Below are 19,536 nucleotides of genomic sequence, written 5' to 3'. Positions count from 1 at the left end.
AGCGTACGGGCGCCAAGCGCCCGTAAATCCAGGAATAATCCCACACGACACAGCGCCCATGTCCGTCTGGAAACCCTGCCGCACTCGGAGTAATGTGCCCGCCTGATTGTCTTTTCTCTCGGTTTTCTCCAAGGAAGTGGAACATGCTGCGACGCCGCATGCTGATCATGTTGGGTGTTGTCCTGCTGGTGGTGCTGTTGCTGGCTGGCTACAAGGCCTTCTCCGTCTATCAGCAGATCCAGATGTTTTCTGCGCCGAAACCACCGGTCAGCGTGGCCGTGGCCACGGCTACCGAGCAGCCCTGGCAGGCCCGCCTGCCCGCCGTCGGCAGCCTCAAGGCCCTGCAAGGTGTCGACCTGAGCCTGGAAAATTCCGGGACCGTGCAGAAGGTGCTGTTCCAGTCCGGGCAGAAGGTCAAGGTCGGCCAACCGCTCCTGCAACTCGACAGCGACGTCGAAAGTGCCTTGCTGCAAACCGCCGAGGCCGACCTTGGCCTGTCTCAACTGGACTTCGGACGCGGCCGACAACTGGTCGGCAGCCAGGCGATCTCCAAGGGCGAGTTCGACCGACTCTCGGCGCAAATGAAAAAGAACCAGGCCACGGTCAATCAACTCAAGGCCTCGCTGGCCAAGAAACAGATCCTCGCGCCCTTCAACGGCACCATCGGCATTCGCCGGGTGGACGTCGGCGACTATCTGGCCAGCGGCACGGTCATCGCCACCCTGCAAGACCTCAGCAGCCTGTATGTGGATTTCTACGTGCCCGAGCAAACGGTGCCCAGGCTCGCCGTTGCCCAGCCGGTCAATGTCACCGTAGCGGCCTATCCCGGGCAAACCTTCGTCGGCGCCATCAGCGCGATCAACCCCAAGGTCGAGGACAGCACCCGCAATGTGCTGGTGCGCGCGACCCTGGCCAACCCCGATGGCAAGCTGCTGCCGGGCATGTTCGCCGACCTGCAGGTGATCCTGCCGGAGGTGGCCAATGCTGTCGTCGTGCCGGAAAGCGCCGTGACCTACACCCTCTATGGCAACTCCATGTACGTGGTCACGCAAAAGAAGGCCGCCGACGGCAGCGTCGAGAAGGATGACAAGGACCAGCCGGTGTTGATCGCCGAGCGGCGCTTCGTCGAGACCGGTGAGCGCCGTGATGGAAAGGTCCTGGTTTCCAAAGGCGTGCAGAGCGGTGAACAGGTCGTGATCGCCGGCCAGATCAAGCTCGACAACGGTACGACCATCGCCATCGGCGACGACAAGACCCTGACCGAACAGAACAGCCCGCCGCGCGCGGACTGATCAAGGAATCCCCATGGCTTTTACCGATCCGTTCATCCGCCGCCCGGTGCTCGCCACCGTGGTCAGCCTGTTGATCGTGCTGCTGGGCTTCCAGGCCTGGAGCAAGTTGCCCTTGCGCCAGTACCCGCAGATGGAAAACGCCCTGATCACGGTGACCACCGCCTACCCCGGAGCCAACGCCGAGACCATCCAGGGCTACATCACCCAGCCGATGCAGCAAAGCCTGGCCAGTGCCGAAGGCATCGACTACATGACCTCGGTCAGTCGCCAGAACTTCTCGGTGATCTCGGTCTACGCCCGCATCGGCTCCAACAGCGACCGGCTCTTCACCGAACTGCTGGCCAAGGCCAACGAGGTCAAGAACCAGTTACCCCAGGACGCTGAGGACCCGGTACTCAGCCGTGAGGCCGCCGACGCCTCCGCGCTGATGTACATCAGCTTCTTCAGCAAGGAACTGAACAACCCGCAGATCACCGACTACCTGTCACGGGTGATCCAGCCCAAGCTGGCGACGTTGCCGGGCATGGCCGAAGCCGAGATCCTCGGCAACCAGGTCTTCGCCATGCGCCTGTGGCTCGACCCCGTCAAGCTCGCCGGTTTCGGCCTGACCGCCACCGACGTGACCAATGCCGTGCGCCAGCAGAACTTCCTCTCCGCCGCCGGCGAGGTAAAAGGCGAGTACGTGGTCACCAGCATCAACGCCAACACCGAACTCAAGTCCGCCGAAGCCTTCGCCGCGATCCCGCTCAAGACCCAGGGCGACAGCCGCGTATTGCTGCGGGATGTGGCGCGGGTGGAAATGGGCGCCGAGAACTACGACACCATCAGCTCCTTCGGCGGCACCCCCTCGGTGTACATCGGGATCAAGGCCACGCCGGGCGCGAACCCGCTGGACGTGATCAAGGAGGTGCGCAAGCTCATGCCGGAGCTGGAGGCCCAGCTACCGACCAACCTCAAGGCCGAGATCGCCTACGACGCCACCCTGTTCATCCAGGCCTCCATCGACGAAGTGGTGAAGACCCTGTTCGAGGCGGTGCTGATCGTCATCGTCGTGGTGTTCCTGTTCCTGGGCGCCCTGCGCTCGGTGCTGATCCCGGTGGTGACCATCCCGCTGTCGATGATCGGCGTGATGTTCTTCATGCAGTTGATGGGCTACTCGATGAACCTGCTGACGCTGCTGGCCATGGTGCTTGCCATCGGCCTGGTGGTGGACGATGCCATTGTGGTGGTGGAAAACATCCACCGGCACATCGAGGAAGGCAAGAGCCCCTTCGACGCCGCACTGGAAGGTGCACGGGAAATCGCCATGCCGGTGGTCTCGATGACCATCACCCTGGCGGCGGTGTATGCGCCGATCGGCCTGCTCGAAGGGCTGACGGGGGCCTTGTTCAAGGAGTTCGCCCTCACCCTGGCCGGGGCGGTGGTGATTTCCGGGATCGTCGCCCTGACGCTGTCGCCCATGATGTGCGCCATGCTGCTGCGCCACGACGAAAACCCCACGGGGTTGGCCCACCGCCTGGACATGGTCTTCGAACGCCTGAAGGGTCGCTACCAGCGCATGCTCCATGGCACCCTCGATGCGCGCCCGGTGGTGCTGGTGTTCGCCGTGATCATCCTGCTCCTGATCCCGGTGCTGATCATGTTCACCAAGTCCGAACTGGCCCCCGACGAGGACCAGGGCATCATCTTCATGATGGCCAACTCGCCGAAAACGACCAACCTCGACTACCTGAACGCCTACACCGATCACTTCATCACGATCTTCAAGGAGTTCCCCGAGTACTACTCCTCGTTCCAGATCAACGGCTACAACGGCGTACAGTCCGGCATCGGCGGCTTCCTGCTCAAGCCCTGGAACGAGCGCAGCCGCACCCAGATGGACATCCTGCCCGACGTCCAGGCCAAGCTCGAAAACATCCCCGGCTTGCAGATCTTCGGCTTCAACCTGCCATCGCTGCCGGGCACCGGCGAAGGCCTGCCGTTCGCCTTCGTCATCAACTCTCCGAAGGATTACGCCACCCTGCTGCAAATCGCCGAACGGGTGAAGAACCGCGCGATGGCGTCCGGCAAATTCGCCTTCATGGACATCGACCTGGCGTTCGACAAACCTGAAGTCGTGGTCGATATCGACCGCGCCAAGGCGGCCCAGATGGGCGTCTCGATGCAAGATCTGGGCGGCACCCTCGCGACCTTGCTGGGGGAAGCCGAGATCAACCGCTTCACCCTCGAAGGACGCAGCTACAAGGTCATCGCCCAGGTTGAACGGCCATTTCGCGACAACCCCGACTGGCTGAACAACTACTACGTGAAGAACACCCAGGGCGAGTTGCTGCCGCTGTCGACCCTGATCAAGGTCAGCGATCGGGCACGGCCACGGCAGTTGAACCAGTTCCAGCAGCTCAATGCGGTCACGATCTCGGGCTTTCCCGTCGTGAGCATGGGCGAAGCCATCGAGACGGTCCGCCAGATCGCCCGGGAAGAAGCGCCGGCAGGGTTCGCCTTCGATTACGCCGGGGCTTCACGACAGTTCGTACAGGAAGGCAGCGCCCTGTGGGTCACCTTTGGCCTGGCCCTGGCGATCATCTTTCTGGTGCTGGCCGCCCAGTTCGAAAGCTTCCGCGACCCGCTGGTGATCCTGGTGACGGTGCCTCTGTCGATTTGCGGCGCCTTGATTCCGCTCTTCCTGGGCTGGTCGAGCATGAACATCTACACCCAGGTGGGTCTGGTGACGCTGATCGGCCTGATCAGCAAGCACGGCATCCTGATCGTCGAGTTTGCCAACCAGTTGCGCAAGGAACAGGGCCTGAGCCCAAGGGAAGCGGTGGAACAGGCCGCCTCGATCCGTCTACGGCCGGTGCTGATGACCACCGCGGCAATGGTGTTCGGCATGGTACCGCTCATCCTCGCGACAGGCGCGGGGGCGGTAAGCCGCTTCGACATCGGTACGGTCATCGCCACCGGGATGTCGATTGGCACCTTGTTCACCCTGTTCGTGCTGCCCTGCGTCTACACGCTGCTGGCCAAACCGGACAAGAACCGAGAACACGTCAGTCTCTGATCTTTTGCGCTGGAGCCTCTAGGCTTTGGCTTTGGCTTTGGCTTTGGCTCTTGTGGCGAGGGAGCTTGCTCCCGCTGGAGCGCGAAGCGGTCCCCTCCGACCGACGGTCTTCCACGGCAGCAGCTTCGGCCAAGCCCCCAAAAAAAAGGCCTCGCACACGCGAGGCCTTTATCTAGACGTCATCATCCTCAACTCTGCGGCCTCATCCCTTGGGAAAGACTGAACATGAACAGCAGCAGATCATTGTCTGGCCGGGTCACTTCGCTGACCTTTGCCACCCGTGGCAAAGGGCACTGCGCATCCGCCTTGGAAACGTTGAGGATCTGCGAACGTGGCTGCTCCCACACAGCCACCGCCATCGACGCAACTGCCAGGGCTCCAACTAAAAACACACCTCTAGCAATTTCTAGTTTCATCGCTATAAACCTTTGATAGCGCTGCCAAACGCCGTCTCATAAAAGTAGACGAGTTTTTTCCAGTCGGCGTCGCTGAACGACGAATGGCGACGCAACTGCTTCATGTCATGGGAGGCCGCCTGCCGGGCCGTCATGCGCCGGCGGCACTTCTCCAGATCCAGCAGCGCCACTTCAGGTTTGGCCGCCTCGCCCTCCCCGGTCACGCGCACGAAGACGTGCTTGATGTAGATGCAGCTGTGTTGCCAACGCCCCCTGTGCATGCGGGCCAGGTTCCCGGCCAGTTCCTGGAGGAGCTGGTCATGCACCGCTTCGCCATGACGCTCGCGACCGCCACCGGCATACCAGTGTTCGATCTCCTCGAAACCTTCGAGCGCACGGGTCACCAATAACGCCCGCCATTTATGCTCGGGGTCCGGCTGGGCTCCACAGAACACCAGCTCGGGCACCCGGACATTGAGTCGAGGCAACGCCAGGAGCGCGTCCTGCTCGCGCAATACCGTCGGACGCCCGAACGGGTGCAGCCAACTGCGATAGATGTGCCCGGTCTGGCGCTTGGCATACAGCAAGTCGCCGTCCTTGCTGGTGATCCGTTGTACGCCGCTCTCGCCGCCACGTCGTACGTTGGGCTCCTCCACCCACTCACCCTGCAAGCTCCAAAAATAATCGAAACTGTCGCGGGGGATACCTGATGCCTCTGCTACCTGCACAACCATGCTTTTACCTCTTGCGTAATACATAAACTCGCCACATGGCATAGAGCGGTAGGAAATCCAGTCGTTCCTGAATACGGAACCCGGCCTGGCGAAATTCCTCTTCTACTGTAGCAACCGGTAACACAAATCGATTCTGGTAGTCTTTCTGCCCACGGGTGCGTTCCTGGCGCTTGCGTTTCCAGGCCTTGAAATTACCGTCGACCCACAATGAAACAATCACGCTGTCGCGGCTGACCCGCTCGAATTCCTTGAGGATCGCCAGGCGATGCGCGGATTCACCGATGTGGTGCAGCAGCCGCATGCAAAAAATGCTGTCGACGGCGTTATCAGGCAAGGCAATGTCGAACGCAGATGTGTGCAAGGGTTGTACCCGTTTCACCACATCGGCCGGTTGAGATGTCATGGCCGTCTTGAGCATGGCCTCGGAATTGTCGGCGCCGATGATCACCCGGTTCGGTTTTTCGGCCAGCAAAGACCAGAAACGCCCGGCACCGCAAGGCAGGTCCAACACCAGCCCCGGATCGCCGACAAGCGCCAACGCTCGGCGAGCCAGCTGTTGATCCCGCTGGTTGGACAAGCGACGGCTTATGCCGCTGCGATGCTTATGGAAGTATTTGCGAGCATGCTGCTCGTCGTATTTCTCGGAAAAATCCAGCTTGATGGGTTTGGACATTGAGGGGGCCTCCATTACACATGGGCCCCACCTTATGAATCGGCATGTCATCTCTTTGTGAAAACAAAGTCATGTTGATGCCACCAATAGTTACAAGATTTGTCCACAAGCCCCCTTATCCCGTCGGGTTCAACTGCACTTCAAAACGGCAGCCGTTAGGCTCCATCGTGCTGAGGCTCACGGTCCAGCCCTGGTTTTCGCAGATCCGCTGCACCAACGACAGCCCCAGCCCCAAGCCCTCGCCGCGCTGCTCGTTACCGCGCACGAACGGCTCGAACATCGCCTCGCGCTTCTCTTCGGGGATGCCCACGCCGCTGTCCTCCACCACGAAACCGGTGGCGGTCAGCGAAAGACGGATAAACCCCTGGTCGGTGTAGTGCAGGGCGTTGCGCAGCAGGTTTCCCATCACGGCGGTCAGGAAGGTGGCGTTGTAGAGCGTCTCAAGGGTCTGCCCCGGTTCGAAGATCAGCGTCAGGCCCTTGGATTCGATGGGCGCGCGCCACACCCCGAGAAGGTTCTCGGCCACCTGCGCGAGGGTCGCCCGAGGGGACATGCCGTTGTCTTCGCGCCGAGCCCTGGCGAGCATCAGGAAGGTCTGGACCAACTCACGCATTTCCTCACTGGCGCGGTTGATCCGCTCGACCTGGGTGCGACCGCGCTGATCCAGCGCCGGGTTTTCCAGCAACAGTTCGCACGAGGTCGCCAGGACCATCAACGGGGTACGCAACTCGTGGCTCACATCACTGGTGAACAAACGCTCGCGAGTCAAGGCCTGGCGCAGTTGGCCCAGCGTGGCGTCGAACGCCACGGCCAGTTCGCCCACTTCATCGGCCGCGTAATCCGGCGCCAGCGGTGGGGCCAGCCCAAGCAACTGGTCGCGGTGCCGCACTTGCCGGGCCAGACGCACCACGGGCGCCATCACCCGACGGGCCAGGACCCACCCCAGGAACACCGCCAGCGCCAGGCTGAGCACAAAGCCCACCAGCACCACGGCGAACAGCACCCGTTCGCGCTCTTCGAAGTCGCTCTGGTCCTGGAGCAGGACGTAGTGGCGGCCATCCACGATCTCGACCATGGCGTGATAGGACAACTGTTCGCGAAACACTTCGTGGAACCCGCGCTCCAGATGGCGCAGGTCCTTGGGCAGCTCGAAATCCCCCGGACCGCCGCTGAAATAGAACAACTGGTCGGGTTCCGGCCGATGGTTCCAGTCCGAGACGCTGTCCATCAGCAACAGGCGTTGCAGGTCGCCACCGAGCCCGGCGGAAATCAGTTTTTCTTCAACCAGGTGGACCGTCGCCACGATCCCCATGGCGAACGCCCCCGCCACCAGTGCGCTCATCAACGCAAAGGCGATGATGATCCGCTGGGCAAGGCTTTGCTTAAACTCCATCGCGGCCCTCGGCCAAGCGATAACCGACGCCGTGCACAGTGTGCAGCAAGGGTTTTTCGAACGGTTTGTCGATCACCTGGCGCAGTTGATGGACATGGCTGCGCAGGCTGTCGCTGTCCGGGCAATCATCTCCCCAGAGCGCTTCTTCGAGGATTTCCCGGCGCAACACATGGGGGCTTTTCTGCATCAGCACCGCCAGCAGCTTCAGGCCGACCGGGTTGAGCTTGAGCAGCTTGCCTTCGCGGGTCACTTCCAGGGTATCGAGGTCATAGCTCAGGTCACCGACCTGCAACGCCCGCCGTCCACCGCCCTGGGCCCGGCGCATGACCGCCTCGATCCGCGCCGCCAGTTCCGACAGGGCAAAAGGCTTGATCAGATAATCGTCGGCTCCGGACTTGAAGCCTTGCAGGCGATCGTCCAACTGGTCCCGGGCGGTGAGCATGATCACCGGCGTGTCGCGGCGCGCGTCTTCACGCAGGCGCTTGCACAAGGTGTAGCCGTCGATGCCCGGCAGCATGATGTCGAGCACGATCAGGTCGTAGTGCTCGGTCGCCGCCAGGTGCAACCCCGACAGACCGTCCTGGGCACAATCGACGGTGTAGCCCTTGAGCCCCAGGTAGTCGGCCAGGTTGGCCAGGATGTCGCGGTTGTCTTCGACCAATAGAATTCGCATGGGCACCTCTGCGTATACGGGGAACGGCCGTCTTGGCCCGCGCAGCTTACGGCCAATAGCCACTCAGGGCTAGGGCTGGACGCGGTGTAAGTCAACGCTCTTGGCGCAATGAAATTAATAATGAGTTTTTCACTATCGATTCACAACCTGACTACAGTGAAGGAGCAAGACTCTCGCGCTATCGGATTGATATATAAGGAATGTAGTAAATGGACTTTATTAAAATGGCGCCCATGCGCTATTTGCTGCTGATCGCCAGTACATGGCTGGTGGTGTTTCTCCTGACCCGAATCGTTTTGTTGCTGACCCACCTGGATGAGGCCGGAGGCGGTGCGTTTTCCATATTCGGCGTTGGCCTGCTGTATGACCTGGGTTTTCTCGCCTATGCGATCCTGCCGATGGGATTGTACCTTTTGCTCTGCCCGCCCTCCCTGTGGCGCCGCCGCGCTCATCACTGGTTTCTTCAGGGGCTGCTGACGGTCAGCATATTCGTCATGTTGTTCACCTCGGTGGCCGAATGGCTGTTCTGGGATGAGTTCGGCGTGCGCTTCAACTTTATCGCCGTGGACTACCTGGTCTATTCCGATGAGGTGCTCAACAACGTGCTGGAGTCGTACCCGATCGGCACGTTGCTGTCGGTACTCGCCGTGCTCGCCCTGGGCTTGAGCCTGGTCTTGCGCAAATCGCTCAAGGCCGCGTTGGACGCCCCTTTGCCGCCCTTGCGCGGGCGATTGTTCAACGCATCGGCCCTGCTGGTGATCGCCGGCTTGAGCCTGCAAGGGCTCAGCCAGGACGCACCACGCGCCCAGGGCGGCAATGCCTATCAGAACGAACTGGCGAGCAACGGCCCCTATCAGTTCTTCGCGGCGTTCCGCAACAACGAACTGGACTACGAACAGTTCTACAGCCACTTGCCTGCGGCGACTGCGGCCCAGCAGATTCGCGCGGAACTGAACGAACCCGGTTCACAGTTCATCGCACAAGACCCTCTGGATATCCGGCGAATCATCGACAACCCCGGCCAGCCCCGCACACCGAACATCGTGCTGGTGACCATCGAAAGCCTCAGCGCCAAATACCTGGGCAGCAATGGCGATAACCGCAACCTCACACCCAATCTGGATGCCCTGCGCAAGCACAGCCTGTACTTCAACAACTTCTACGCCACCGGCACCCGCACCGACCGCGGCCTGGAGGCCATCACCCTGGCGATTCCACCCACCCCAGGGCGTTCGATCGTCAAGCGCATCGGCCGGGAAAGCGGCTTTGCCAGCCTGGGCCAGCAACTGAGCGCGGTCGGCTACGACAGCGTCTTCGTCTACGGTGGGCGTGGCTACTTCGATAACATGAATGCCTTTTTCAGCGGCAACGGCTATCGTGTCGTCGATCAAACCAGCGTCGATGAGTCCGAGATCCACTTCAAGAATGCCTGGGGCATGGCCGATGAGGATCTGTACACACAAACCTTGAAACTGGCAGATGCCAATTACGCCCGGCACCAGCCCTTTCTGTTGCAGTTGATGACCACCTCCAATCACCGTCCCTATACCTATCCGGACAACCGCATCGACATCAAGTCCGGCAACGGTCGTGATGGGGCGGTCAAGTACACCGATTACGCCATCGGTCAGTTTCTGGAGCAGGCCCGGCAAAAGCCGTGGTTCGATAACACGATCTTCGTGTTCGTGGCTGATCACACGGCCGGCAGTGCCGGCAAGGAAGACCTGCCGATCCGCAACTACCAGATCCCGTTGTTCATCTACGCACCCAAGCTGATCGAACCACGGGAAAGCAACCAGCTCGCCAGTCAGATCGATCTTGCGCCAACCCTGCTCGGGTTGCTGAACCTGGATTACCAATCGACGTTCTTCGGGCGTAACCTGCTCCAGGAGAATCCGCTACCACCGCGCGTCGTCCTGGGCAATTACCAGCATCTGGGCCTGTTCGACGGCAAGGACCTGGCGATCCTCAGTCCGCGCCAAGGCCTGCGCCGACATGACGACGCCCTGGCCGAAAGTCGCGAATCCCGGGTGACCGGTGACGACCCGTTGATCAGCCGTGCGATGACCTATTACCAAACCGCCAGTTATGGCTTCAAGCAACAGCTGCTTGGCTGGAAAGCACCCAGGGAGGGTGGCGAGCAAGTCAGCGAACGTTAACCGAACTGCCCTGGACTGAAGTTCCGGGGCGCTTTTCTTTGTGCAGGATCTGTCATGTCATCAAGCGTTCCACGCTTTGCTCCTCGTCCACTGAACCTTTGGCTGTACCTGGGGATTCCCGCTGTTACAGCGGTTATTCTGATTTTGCTGGAATGGACCGATCTGGACATGGACCTGGCCCATATGTTCTACGATCCGAGCGCAGGTAACTTCATCGGTCGCCACAGTTACTTCCTGGAGAACATCCTTCACGACCGCGCCAAGCAGGCGGTCATCGCCTTTTCGGTGTTGGCCATTATCGGCTTCCTGAGCGCTTTTTTCGTCGACCGGCTCAAGCCACTCAAACGCGAACTCGGCTGCCTGGTCCTGTCCCTGGCGCTGGCCACGTCGTTCGTCACACCGATGAAGGCCGTGACGGCCGTGCAATGCCCCTGGAGCCTCAAGGAGTTCGGCGGCAAGGAAACCTACAGCGAATTGCTGAGCCCGCGACCGGCCACCGACAAGCCTGGCCGATGCTGGCCCGGCGGCCATGCCGCGACCGGCTTTACTCTGTTTGCCCTGTTCTTCGTCCTGCGCGACCGCCGGCCACGCCTGGCCCGGCGCGCGTTCGTCCTGGCCCTCGGCCTGGGCACGGTGTTTTCCCTCGGCAGGATGATGCAGGGGGCGCACTTCTTTTCCCACAACGTCTGGACCGCGGTGTTCTGCTGGCTGATTTGCCTGGGCTGCTACTACTTCATTCTTTACCGACCCGCCGCCATGACGGATCGCGTAGCCCTGCCCGCCCCCGCCCGGGGCTGAGGATCTTTCAGAGGGGCGAGCCTGCGATAACGATGCTGGGGCTGATGGCCCTTCGCGAGCAAGCCCCGCTCCCACAGGGAACCAGGGTGGGCGCAAATCCGGTGATCGCCCAAGATCACCTGTGGGAGCGGGCTTGCTCGCGAAAGCGGCGTAACGCTCGCCCCCCAATAAGCGGCAATAAAAAACCCCGCCTGCTTTCGCAGGCGGGGTTTTTCGCTACAGGGTAAGGCTGGCTTACATCATGCCGCCCATGCCACCCATGCCACCCATGTCTGGCATACCGCCGGCAGCTGCACCTTCTTTCTTCGGTGCGTCAGCCACGGCCGCTTCGGTGGTCAGGATCAGACCGCCGATGGAAGCTGCTGCCTGCAGGGCCGAACGGGTGACCTTGGTTGGGTCCAGGATACCCATTTCGATCATGTCGCCGTACTCGCCCGACGCAGCGTTGTAGCCGAAGCTGCCTTGGCCGTTCTTGACCTTGTCGACCACGACGCTTGGCTCGTCGCCGGAGTTGGCAACGATCTGACGCAGCGGCGCTTCAACAGCGCGACGCAGAACAGCGATACCCACGTTCTGGTCGGCGTTGTCGCCCTTGAGTTCGGTCAGGGCTTCCAGTGCGCGGATCAGCGCAACACCACCGCCAGGTACCACGCCTTCTTCAACGGCTGCACGGGTAGCGTGCAGGGCGTCTTCAACGCGGGCTTTCTTCTCTTTCATTTCAACTTCGGAACCGGCGCCAACCTTGATCACCGCAACACCGCCGGACAGCTTGGCCAGGCGCTCTTGCAGTTTTTCACGGTCGTAGTCCGAGGAGGTTTCGGCAACCTGGGCACGGATCTGGCTGATGCGCGCTTCGATGTCGCCTTGAACGCCAGCACCGTCGACGATGATGGTGTTTTCCTTGGACAGGGTGACGCGCTTGGCGTTACCCAGGTGCTCCAGGGTGGTGCTTTCCAGGCTCAGGCCGATCTCTTCGGAGATCACGGTACCGCCGGTCAGGACGGCGATGTCCTGCAGCATGGCCTTGCGGCGGTCGCCGAAGCCAGGGGCCTTGACCGCAGCAACCTTGACGATGCCACGCATGTTGTTCACGACCAGGGTCGCCAGGGCTTCGCCTTCAACGTCTTCGGCCACGATCAGCAGAGGACGGCCAGCCTTGGCAACGGCTTCCAGCACCGGCAGCATTTCGCGGATGTTGGAGATCTTCTTGTCGACCAGCAGGATCAGCGGGCCGTCCAGCTCGGCCACCATGGTGTCCGGCTTGTTGACGAAGTACGGCGACAGGTAGCCGCGGTCGAACTGCATGCCTTCGACGACCGACAGTTCGTTTTCCAGGCCCGAGCCTTCTTCAACGGTGATCACGCCTTCTTTACCGACTTTTTCCATGGCTTCGGCAATGATGTCGCCGATGGAGTTGTCGGAGTTGGCGGAGATGGTGCCTACCTGAGCGATGGCCTTGAAGTCAGCGCAAGGCTTGGACAGGCCCTTGAGCTCCTTGACGATGGCGATGGTCGCCTTGTCGATGCCGCGCTTGAGGTCCATCGGGTTCATGCCGGCAGCGACGGCTTTCAGGCCTTCGTTGACGATCGACTGGGCCAGGACGGTGGCGGTGGTGGTGCCGTCGCCGGCGTCATCGTTGGCACGGGAGGCAACGTCTTTGACCAGCTGCGCGCCCATGTTCTCGAAACGGTCTTCCAGTTCGATTTCCTTGGCTACGGAAACGCCGTCCTTGGTGATGGTCGGAGCGCCGAAGCTCTTCTCGATGATCACGTTGCGGCCTTTCGGGCCCAGGGTCGCTTTTACTGCGTCAGCCAGGACGTTGACACCGGTGAGCATTTTCTTGCGGGCGGAATCGCCGAATTTAACTTCTTTAGCAGCCATGATCGATATTCCTTAAATACTGTGTAGTAGCGGGAAAATGAGCGGGGAAATCAGCCTTCGATAACAGCGAGGATCTCGTTCTCGCTCATTACCAACAGGTCTTCGCCGTCGACTTTCACGGTGTTGCTGCCGGAGTAAGGGCCGAACACAACCTTGTCACCCACTTTCACGGCCAGCGCACGCACTTCACCGCTGTCCAGCACGCGGCCGGTACCTACAGCGAGAACTTCACCGTGGTTGGCTTTTTCAGCAGCCGAACCTGGCAGGACGATACCGCCAGCGGTTTTCTTCTCTTCTTCGCTGCGACGGATGACGACGCGGTCATGCAGAGGACGAAGCTTCATTGTCGATCTCTCCTAATTTTTGGTTTTCATCGGCCGGTGTAGTCCCGGCGGGTTTAACAAAGCCGGCGAAGCCGGTTGCGGTTCGTCAGTCGAACCGCGGAAGTCTGTCCGGTGTTGCCACCGGAAACCTTGCGGTGACCCATACATAGGGGCGCGCAAGGCGATTACAAGGGCCGGGTGGAAAAATTTTTACGTCCACGCCTGAACGAACACGGCGCCCGAAGGCGCCGTGTTGAAGGGTTTACTTGGAGTCGCGGTGTTCGAATTCACCTTCGATCACCGTCGGCTCGCGGCCCACCGGCTCTCGTGGGGCCGGACCGCCACGGGGCTGGAGGTCATCGGCGAACGCGCGCTGGCGCATCGCCTGCTCCTCGGCACGCCGGCGCATCTTGTTGGCGAGCATGCGCCGGGTGAACGGCAACAGCAGGACCAGGCCCAGCACGTCGCTGATGAAGCCTGGCAGGATCAACAGGCCGCCACCCAGGGCCAGCATCAGGCCTTCGAGCATGGTCTGGGCCGGCAGTTCGCCGCGGTTCAGGCTTTCACGGGCACGCAATGCCGTGGCGAGGCCGGCGATGCGCAGCACGAACACGCCGAGCATCGAGCCGAGAATGACCAGCAGCAGCGCCGGGAAAAACCCGACCGCACCGCTGACCTTGACGAATACGAACAGCTCCAACACCGGGAACAGCAGAAAGAGCAACAAAAAAGGGCGCATCAAAAGGTTCCTCAACGCAAGAATGCCTTGCTATCAAACCCTAAATGACGTCGTCCTTTCGTGAATTCAAGCGTTCGCCTCTGCATTTTTCGGCCATTGCTCGGCGTGAGCCAGGTAAACCAAGGCTTCGCGCACTTGTGTCGGCGTGTTGCAAGGACTGGGAAACGCCAGCCAGTACAGCCCCTGGCCAATGCGCAGGTGCATGCCTTCGCTGTCGATGCCGACCATCTGTGCCGGCTCGCAGTCCGGCAGTCCGGCCAGTGTCACGTAATGGGCGATGGCCTTGGCGTGATCGGCGTTCATGTGTTCGATCATGCTCGCCTCGGCCTGGCCGGCAAAGGGATTGGCCAGGGTGACCTGGTCGATCCAATGAATCGCACCGAAGCCGCCGATGTAGCGATGACGCACCGGGTCGAGCACCCAGAAGTCGAAATCGTGGGCCTTGTGGTAGTTCTGCGATTCGGGGAAATAACGGTAATAGCGCTCGGCAGCGGCCTCGATGGCGGCGCTGTCCTGAAGTTTGCGTGCCTGTGCCACGCATGTCAGGCGCCCCACGGCCTGCACGTCTTGCGCCCCCCGCTCGCCCACCAGCATCGAACACTTGGGGTCTTTCTGCAGATTGTGGGTGTGCTGGGCAATGCGGCTGATCAGGATCAGCGGCTGGCCCTGCGCATCCAGGCAATACGGCACGACGGAGCCGAACGGGAACCCGGGCATGGATTTGGAATGGGTGGATAACACTCCACGGTATTCCTTGAGCAGCAGCTCTCGGGCAAGCTTGGCAGCTTCAACGCTCAATTTATGACTCCTTCGACTAAATTCGTCTTGAATACGATCAGGCAGCTGGACTATGTTTCCAGGTGCCATCGGGCAACTCTACGCCGCGCTCCAGCCGCTACAGAAGAGAGGCCCGCAACCGAACTCCCTCAACCCTCCGCCATCCCGGGACACGCACATGCAACTCACTGACAAAGTAATCATTATCACTGGCGGTTGCCAGGGCCTGGGGCGCTCCATGGCCGAGTACCTGGCGGGCAGGGGCGCGAAGCTTGCCCTGGTCGACCTCAATCAGGAGAAACTCGACCAGGCCGTGGCCGCGTGCGTGGCCAAAGGCGTCGAGGCCCGGGCGTACCTGTGCAACGTGGCCAATGAAGAACAGGTAAGCGACATGGTCGCCCGAGTGGCCGAGGATTTCGGCGCGATCCACGGCCTGATCAACAATGCCGGGATCCTGCGCGACGGCCTGCTGCTCAAGGTCAAGGACGGCGAAATGAGCAAGATGAGCCTGGCCCAATGGCAAGCCGTGATCGACGTCAACCTCACCGGCGTATTCCTGTGCACCCGCGAAGTGGCGGCGAAAATGGTCGAGCTGAAGAACAGCGGCGCGATCATCAACATTTCCTCGATTTCCCGCGCCGGCAACGTCGGCCAGACCAACTACTCCGCCGCCAAGGCCGGCGTGGCCGCCGCCACCGTGACCTGGGCCAAGGAACTGGCGCGCTACGGCATTCGTGTCGCCGGCATCGCGCCGGGTTTCATCGAGACTGAAATGACCCTGGGCATGAAACCCGAGGCCCTGGAAAAAATGACCTCGGGCATCCCGCTCAAACGCATGGGCAAGCCCGAGGAAATCGCCCATTCGGCGGCGTACATCTTCGAGAACGACTACTACACCGGCCGGATCCTGGAAATGGATGGCGGGTTGCGGATCTGACAGCAACGCATCCCCCCTGTGGGAGCGGGCTCGCTCGCGAATGCGGTGTATCAGTCAACTTTTGTGTCACTGACATACCGCATTCGCGAGCAAGCCCGCTCCCACAGGGTTCTGCCTTTCAGGCGATCAGTCGTCGCTGACGGTGATGTTCGGCATCGCCGGCATGGCGGCTTCCTGCAACACGATCCGCGCGCCTACGTGGCGAGCCAGTTCCTGGTAGACCATGGCGATCTGGCTGTCCGGCTCGGCGCTCACGGTGGGCTTGCCGCCGTCGGCCTGCTCGCGGATCAGCATCGACAGCGGCAGCGAGGCCAGCAGTTCGACGCCGTACTGAGTCGCCAGTTTTTCCCCGCCGCCTTCGCCGAACAGATGCTCGGCGTGCCCACAGTTCGAGCAGATGTGCACGGCCATGTTCTCCACCACGCCCAGCACCGGGATGTTGACCTTGCGGAACATCTCCACACCCTTGCGCGCATCCAGCAGGGCCAGGTCCTGGGGCGTTGTGACGATCACCGCGCCGGCCACCGGGACTTTCTGCGCCAGGGTCAGCTGGATATCGCCGGTGCCCGGCGGCATGTCGATCACCAGGTAATCCAGGTCGCCCCAGGCGGTCTGCGTCACCAGTTGCAGCAAGGCGCCGGACACCATCGGCCCGCGCCAGACCATTGGCGTGTTGTCATCGGTCAGGAACGCCATGGACATGACTTCCACGCCATGGGACTTGAGCGGCACGAACCATTTCTGGTCCTTGACCTGCGGTCGGGTGCCTTCGGCGATACCGAACATGATGCCCTGGCTCGGGCCATAGATATCGGCGTCGAGGATCCCGACCCTGGCCCCTTCACGGGCCAGCGCCAAGGCCAGGTTGGCGGCGGTGGTGGATTTGCCGACGCCGCCCTTGCCCGAGGCCACGGCAATCACGTTCTTGACGTTCGCCAGCCCCGGCACCTGGGCCTGGGCCTTGTGGGCGGCGATCACGCTGGTGATGTCGACTTGGGCGGCCGCCACGCCATCCAGGCCTTCGATCGCCATCTGCAGCATTTGCGCCCAGCCTTTCTTGAACAGGTCGGCGGCGTAGCCGATTTCCAACTGGACGTGGACGCGATCGCCCTGGACATCGATGGCACGCACGCATCCGGCGCTGACCGGGTCCTGGTTCAGGTAGGGGTCGGTGTACTGGCGAAGGACGGCTTCCACCGCTGCGCGATTGACGGCGCTCATGGGCAACTCCGATAGCAAGACTGGAAAAACAGGCGGCTATCCTACGCCGCCCATTCTTTTGTGGCGACCCAAACACTGCTGTGTGAATGTCCTTGTGGCGAGGGAGCTCGCTCCCGCTCGGCTGCGCAGCAGTCGCACCAAGGCTGACGGTGTCAGGGTACACAGCGTCTTTAAGGGCGGCTTCGCCACCCAGCGGGAGCAAGCTCCCTCGCCACACAGGCCCTACCAGCATCCGGAAACAGGCTCATAGGGTGAAAAAAAGCCGCCGGCGCTTTATAGTGGCCGACCTCCGTTTCATCAAGTAGCCGAGCCCCATGTCCGAGCCACGCAAGATCCTCGTCACCAGCGCCCTGCCCTATGCCAATGGTTCGATTCACCTCGGCCATATGCTGGAGTACATCCAGACCGATATGTGGGTGCGCTTCCAGAAGCATCGCGGCAACCAATGCATCTATGTTTGCGCCGACGACGCCCACGGCTCGGCCATCATGCTGCGCGCGGAAAAGGAAGGCATCACCCCGGAACAACTGATCGCCAACGTCCAGGCCGAACACAGCGCCGACTTTGCCGAGTTCCTGGTGGACTTCGACAACTTCCACTCCACGCACGCCGAGGAAAACCGCGAGCTGTCGAGCCAGGTCTACCTCAAGCTGCGTGATGCCGGGCACATCGCGACCCGCTCGATCACCCAGTATTTCGACCCGGAAAAGAAAATGTTCCTGGCCGACCGCTTCATCAAGGGCACCTGCCCGAAATGCGGCACCGAGGACCAGTACGGCGACAACTGCGAAAAGTGCGGCGCCACCTATGCACCCACTGACCTGAAAGACCCGAAGTCGGCGATTTCCGGGGCCACGCCGGTGCTCAAGGACTCCCAGCATTTCTTCTTCAAGCTGCCGGATTTCCAGCAGATGCTGCAAACCTGGACCCGCAGCGGCACCCTGCAGGACGCCGTCGCCAACAAGATCGCCGAATGGCTCGACGCCGGCCTGCAACAGTGGGACATCTCTCGCGATGCGCCGTATTTCGGCTTCGAGATCCCGGATGAGCCCGGCAAGTACTTCTACGTCTGGCTGGATGCGCCAATCGGCTACATGGCCAGCTTCAAGAACCTGTGCAACCGCACGCCGGAGCTAGACTTCGACGCGTTCTGGGGCAAGGACTCCACCGCCGAGCTGTACCACTTCATCGGCAAGGACATCGTCAACTTCCACGCCCTGTTCTGGCCCGCAATGCTCGAAGGCGCGGGTTTCCGCAAGCCGACCGGCATCAACGTCCATGGCTACCTGACCGTCAACGGCCAGAAAATGTCCAAGTCCCGCGGCACCTTCATCAAGGCCCGGACATACCTGGACCACCTGTCCCCGGAATACCTGCGCTACTACTACGCGGCCAAGCTGGGCCGTGGCGTCGATGACCTGGACCTGAACCTCGACGACTTCGTGCAGAAGGTCAATTCCGACCTGGTGGGCAAAGTCGTCAACATCGCCAGCCGCTGCGCCGGTTTCATCCACAAGGGCAATGCCGGCGTGCTGGTGGCAGGCAATGCGGCACCGGAGCTGACCGAAGCGTTCCTGGCCGCCGCGCCGAGCATCGCCGAAGCCTATGAGGCCCGCGATTTCGCCCGGGCCATGCGCGAGATCATGGCCCTGGCCGACCGCGCCAACGCCTGGATCGCCGACAAGGCGCCGTGGTCGCTGAACAAACAGGAAGGCAAGCAGGAAGAAGTCCAGGCGATCTGCGCCCTGGGCGTGAACCTGTTCCGCCAGCTGGTGATTTTCCTCAAGCCGGTGCTGCCGCTGCTGGCCGCCGACGCCGAGGCGTTCCTCAATGTCGCGCCGCTGACCTGGAACGATCACCAGACCCTGCTGAGCAACCATCAACTGAACGAGTTCAAGCCGTTGATGACCCGCATCGACGCCGCCAAGGTGCAAGCCATGACCGACGCCTCCAAGGAAGACCTGGCCGCCAGCCAGACCGACACCGGCGCCCCGACCGGCAACGGCGAACTGGCCAAGGATCCGCTGTCGCCGGAAATCGAGTTCGACGCCTTTGCCGCCGTGGACCTGCGCGTGGCACTGATCGTCAAGGCCGAAGCCGTCGAGGGTGCTGACAAGCTGCTGCGCCTGACCCTGGACATCGGCGATGAGCAGCGCAACGTGTTCTCCGGCATCAAGAGTGCCTATCCGGACCCAGCCAAGCTCGAAGGCCGGCTGACGATGATGATCGCCAACCTCAAGCCGCGCAAAATGCGCTTCGGCGTATCCGAAGGCATGGTGATGGCGGCGGGCCCCGGCGGCGAGGAAATCTACCTGCTGAGCCCTGACAGCGGCGCCAAGCCAGGCCAGCGGATCAAGTAACGCAACCGCACGCTGCACCGATCCCACAGTCGCCTTGCTGGCGGCTGTGGGATTTTCATATCTGGCCCACCCTGCCTGCGTGGCGGATAATGCCTCATCGTGTAACAGGCCCTTCACCCATAC

16 protein-coding genes are annotated in these 19,536 nt (G+C 61.5%); 6 read left to right on the top strand and 10 right to left on the bottom strand.

Features of this window, described 5'->3' with window-relative positions; all coding sequences use genetic code 11:
* Positions 1-143 precede the first annotated feature (143 nt).
* Both AD664_RS17045 and AD664_RS17040 read left to right on the top strand, forming a co-directional pair.
* Entirely contained in the window at positions 144-1,292 is a 1,149-nt protein-coding gene (locus AD664_RS17045; protein WP_042731592.1) for an efflux RND transporter periplasmic adaptor subunit, read from the top strand.
* A gap of 13 nt (positions 1,293-1,305) precedes the next feature.
* A complete protein-coding gene (locus tag AD664_RS17040) occupies positions 1,306-4,350 on the top strand; it encodes a multidrug efflux RND transporter permease subunit (protein WP_053148087.1) in 3,045 nt (1,014 codons plus the stop codon).
* 188 nt (positions 4,351-4,538) lie between these two features.
* On the opposite strand, the gene AD664_RS17035 is transcribed toward AD664_RS17040, so the two are convergent.
* The 5 genes from AD664_RS17035 to colR form a co-directional block, all read right to left on the bottom strand.
* Entirely contained in the window at positions 4,539-4,766 is a 228-nt protein-coding gene (locus tag AD664_RS17035; protein WP_053148085.1) for a hypothetical protein, read from the bottom strand.
* A 2-nt stretch (positions 4,767-4,768) separates the two neighbouring features.
* Positions 4,769-5,479, bottom strand: a complete 711-nt coding sequence (locus tag AD664_RS17030) for a lipopolysaccharide kinase InaA family protein (protein WP_053148084.1) — start codon at positions 5,477-5,479, stop codon at positions 4,769-4,771.
* Between the two features lie 4 nt (positions 5,480-5,483).
* Positions 5,484-6,152, bottom strand: coding sequence for a class I SAM-dependent methyltransferase (locus AD664_RS17025; RefSeq protein ID WP_053148082.1), 669 nt, complete (start codon positions 6,150-6,152; stop codon positions 5,484-5,486).
* A gap of 115 nt (positions 6,153-6,267) precedes the next feature.
* On the bottom strand, positions 6,268-7,545 hold the full coding sequence (locus AD664_RS17020) for a HAMP domain-containing sensor histidine kinase (RefSeq protein WP_042729369.1): 1,278 nt from the start codon (positions 7,543-7,545) through the stop codon (positions 6,268-6,270).
* Positions 7,535-8,218: a two-component system response regulator ColR gene (gene colR, locus AD664_RS17015; protein WP_024779529.1), complete on the bottom strand. Its 684-nt coding sequence runs from the start codon at positions 8,216-8,218 to the stop codon at positions 7,535-7,537. The genes AD664_RS17020 and colR overlap by 11 nt, the downstream gene beginning before the upstream one ends.
* Positions 8,219-8,427: 209 nt before the next feature.
* On the opposite strand from colR, the gene AD664_RS17010 reads away from it, so the two are divergent.
* Together AD664_RS17010 and AD664_RS17005 are read left to right on the top strand one after the other, a co-directional pair.
* Positions 8,428-10,377 (top strand): LTA synthase family protein, encoded by a 1,950-nt coding sequence (locus AD664_RS17010; protein ID WP_053148080.1) that lies wholly within the window; start codon positions 8,428-8,430, stop codon positions 10,375-10,377.
* Between the two features lie 54 nt (positions 10,378-10,431).
* Complete coding sequence (locus tag AD664_RS17005; RefSeq protein WP_053148078.1) at positions 10,432-11,175, top strand: phosphatase PAP2 family protein; 744 nt, start codon at positions 10,432-10,434, stop codon at positions 11,173-11,175.
* Between the two features lie 234 nt (positions 11,176-11,409).
* Here the strand turns inward: AD664_RS17005 and groL are convergent, their stop codons facing one another.
* From groL to AD664_RS16985, 4 genes are all read right to left on the bottom strand, one after another.
* Positions 11,410-13,056 carry a chaperonin GroEL gene (gene groL / locus AD664_RS17000; RefSeq protein WP_053148076.1) on the bottom strand — a complete coding sequence of 549 codons (1,647 nt, stop codon included), beginning with the start codon at positions 13,054-13,056 and terminating at the stop codon, positions 11,410-11,412.
* A 50-nt stretch (positions 13,057-13,106) separates the two neighbouring features.
* Complete coding sequence (locus tag AD664_RS16995) at positions 13,107-13,400, bottom strand: co-chaperone GroES (RefSeq protein WP_042729366.1); 294 nt, start codon at positions 13,398-13,400, stop codon at positions 13,107-13,109.
* Positions 13,401-13,641: 241 nt separating this feature from the next.
* Positions 13,642-14,118: an FxsA family protein gene (locus tag AD664_RS16990; RefSeq protein ID WP_053148074.1), complete on the bottom strand. Its 477-nt coding sequence runs from the start codon at positions 14,116-14,118 to the stop codon at positions 13,642-13,644.
* 66 nt (positions 14,119-14,184) lie between these two features.
* Positions 14,185-14,916, bottom strand: coding sequence for a HugZ family protein (locus AD664_RS16985; protein ID WP_042729364.1), 732 nt, complete (start codon positions 14,914-14,916; stop codon positions 14,185-14,187).
* A gap of 157 nt (positions 14,917-15,073) precedes the next feature.
* On the opposite strand from AD664_RS16985, the gene AD664_RS16980 reads away from it, so the two are divergent.
* A complete protein-coding gene (locus AD664_RS16980; protein ID WP_053148073.1) occupies positions 15,074-15,832 on the top strand; it encodes an SDR family oxidoreductase in 759 nt (252 codons plus the stop codon).
* 126 nt (positions 15,833-15,958) lie between these two features.
* Here the strand turns inward: AD664_RS16980 and apbC are convergent, their stop codons facing one another.
* Positions 15,959-17,053, bottom strand: a complete 1,095-nt coding sequence (apbC, locus tag AD664_RS16975) for an iron-sulfur cluster carrier protein ApbC (RefSeq protein WP_053148070.1) — start codon at positions 17,051-17,053, stop codon at positions 15,959-15,961.
* Between the two features lie 314 nt (positions 17,054-17,367).
* Here apbC and metG point away from each other — a divergent pair, with 314 nt between their 5' ends.
* Positions 17,368-19,413, top strand: coding sequence for a methionine--tRNA ligase (gene metG, locus AD664_RS16970; protein ID WP_053148068.1), 2,046 nt, complete (start codon positions 17,368-17,370; stop codon positions 19,411-19,413).
* The last annotated feature ends 123 nt before the right edge of the window (positions 19,414-19,536 follow it).

The organism is Pseudomonas sp. P97.38, assembly GCF_001269745.1.
Lineage (GTDB): Bacteria > Pseudomonadota > Gammaproteobacteria > Pseudomonadales > Pseudomonadaceae > Aquipseudomonas > Aquipseudomonas chlororaphis_E.
The sequence above is the reverse complement of the archived record's forward strand: the minus strand, read 5'-3'. Positions and strand labels throughout refer to the sequence as shown.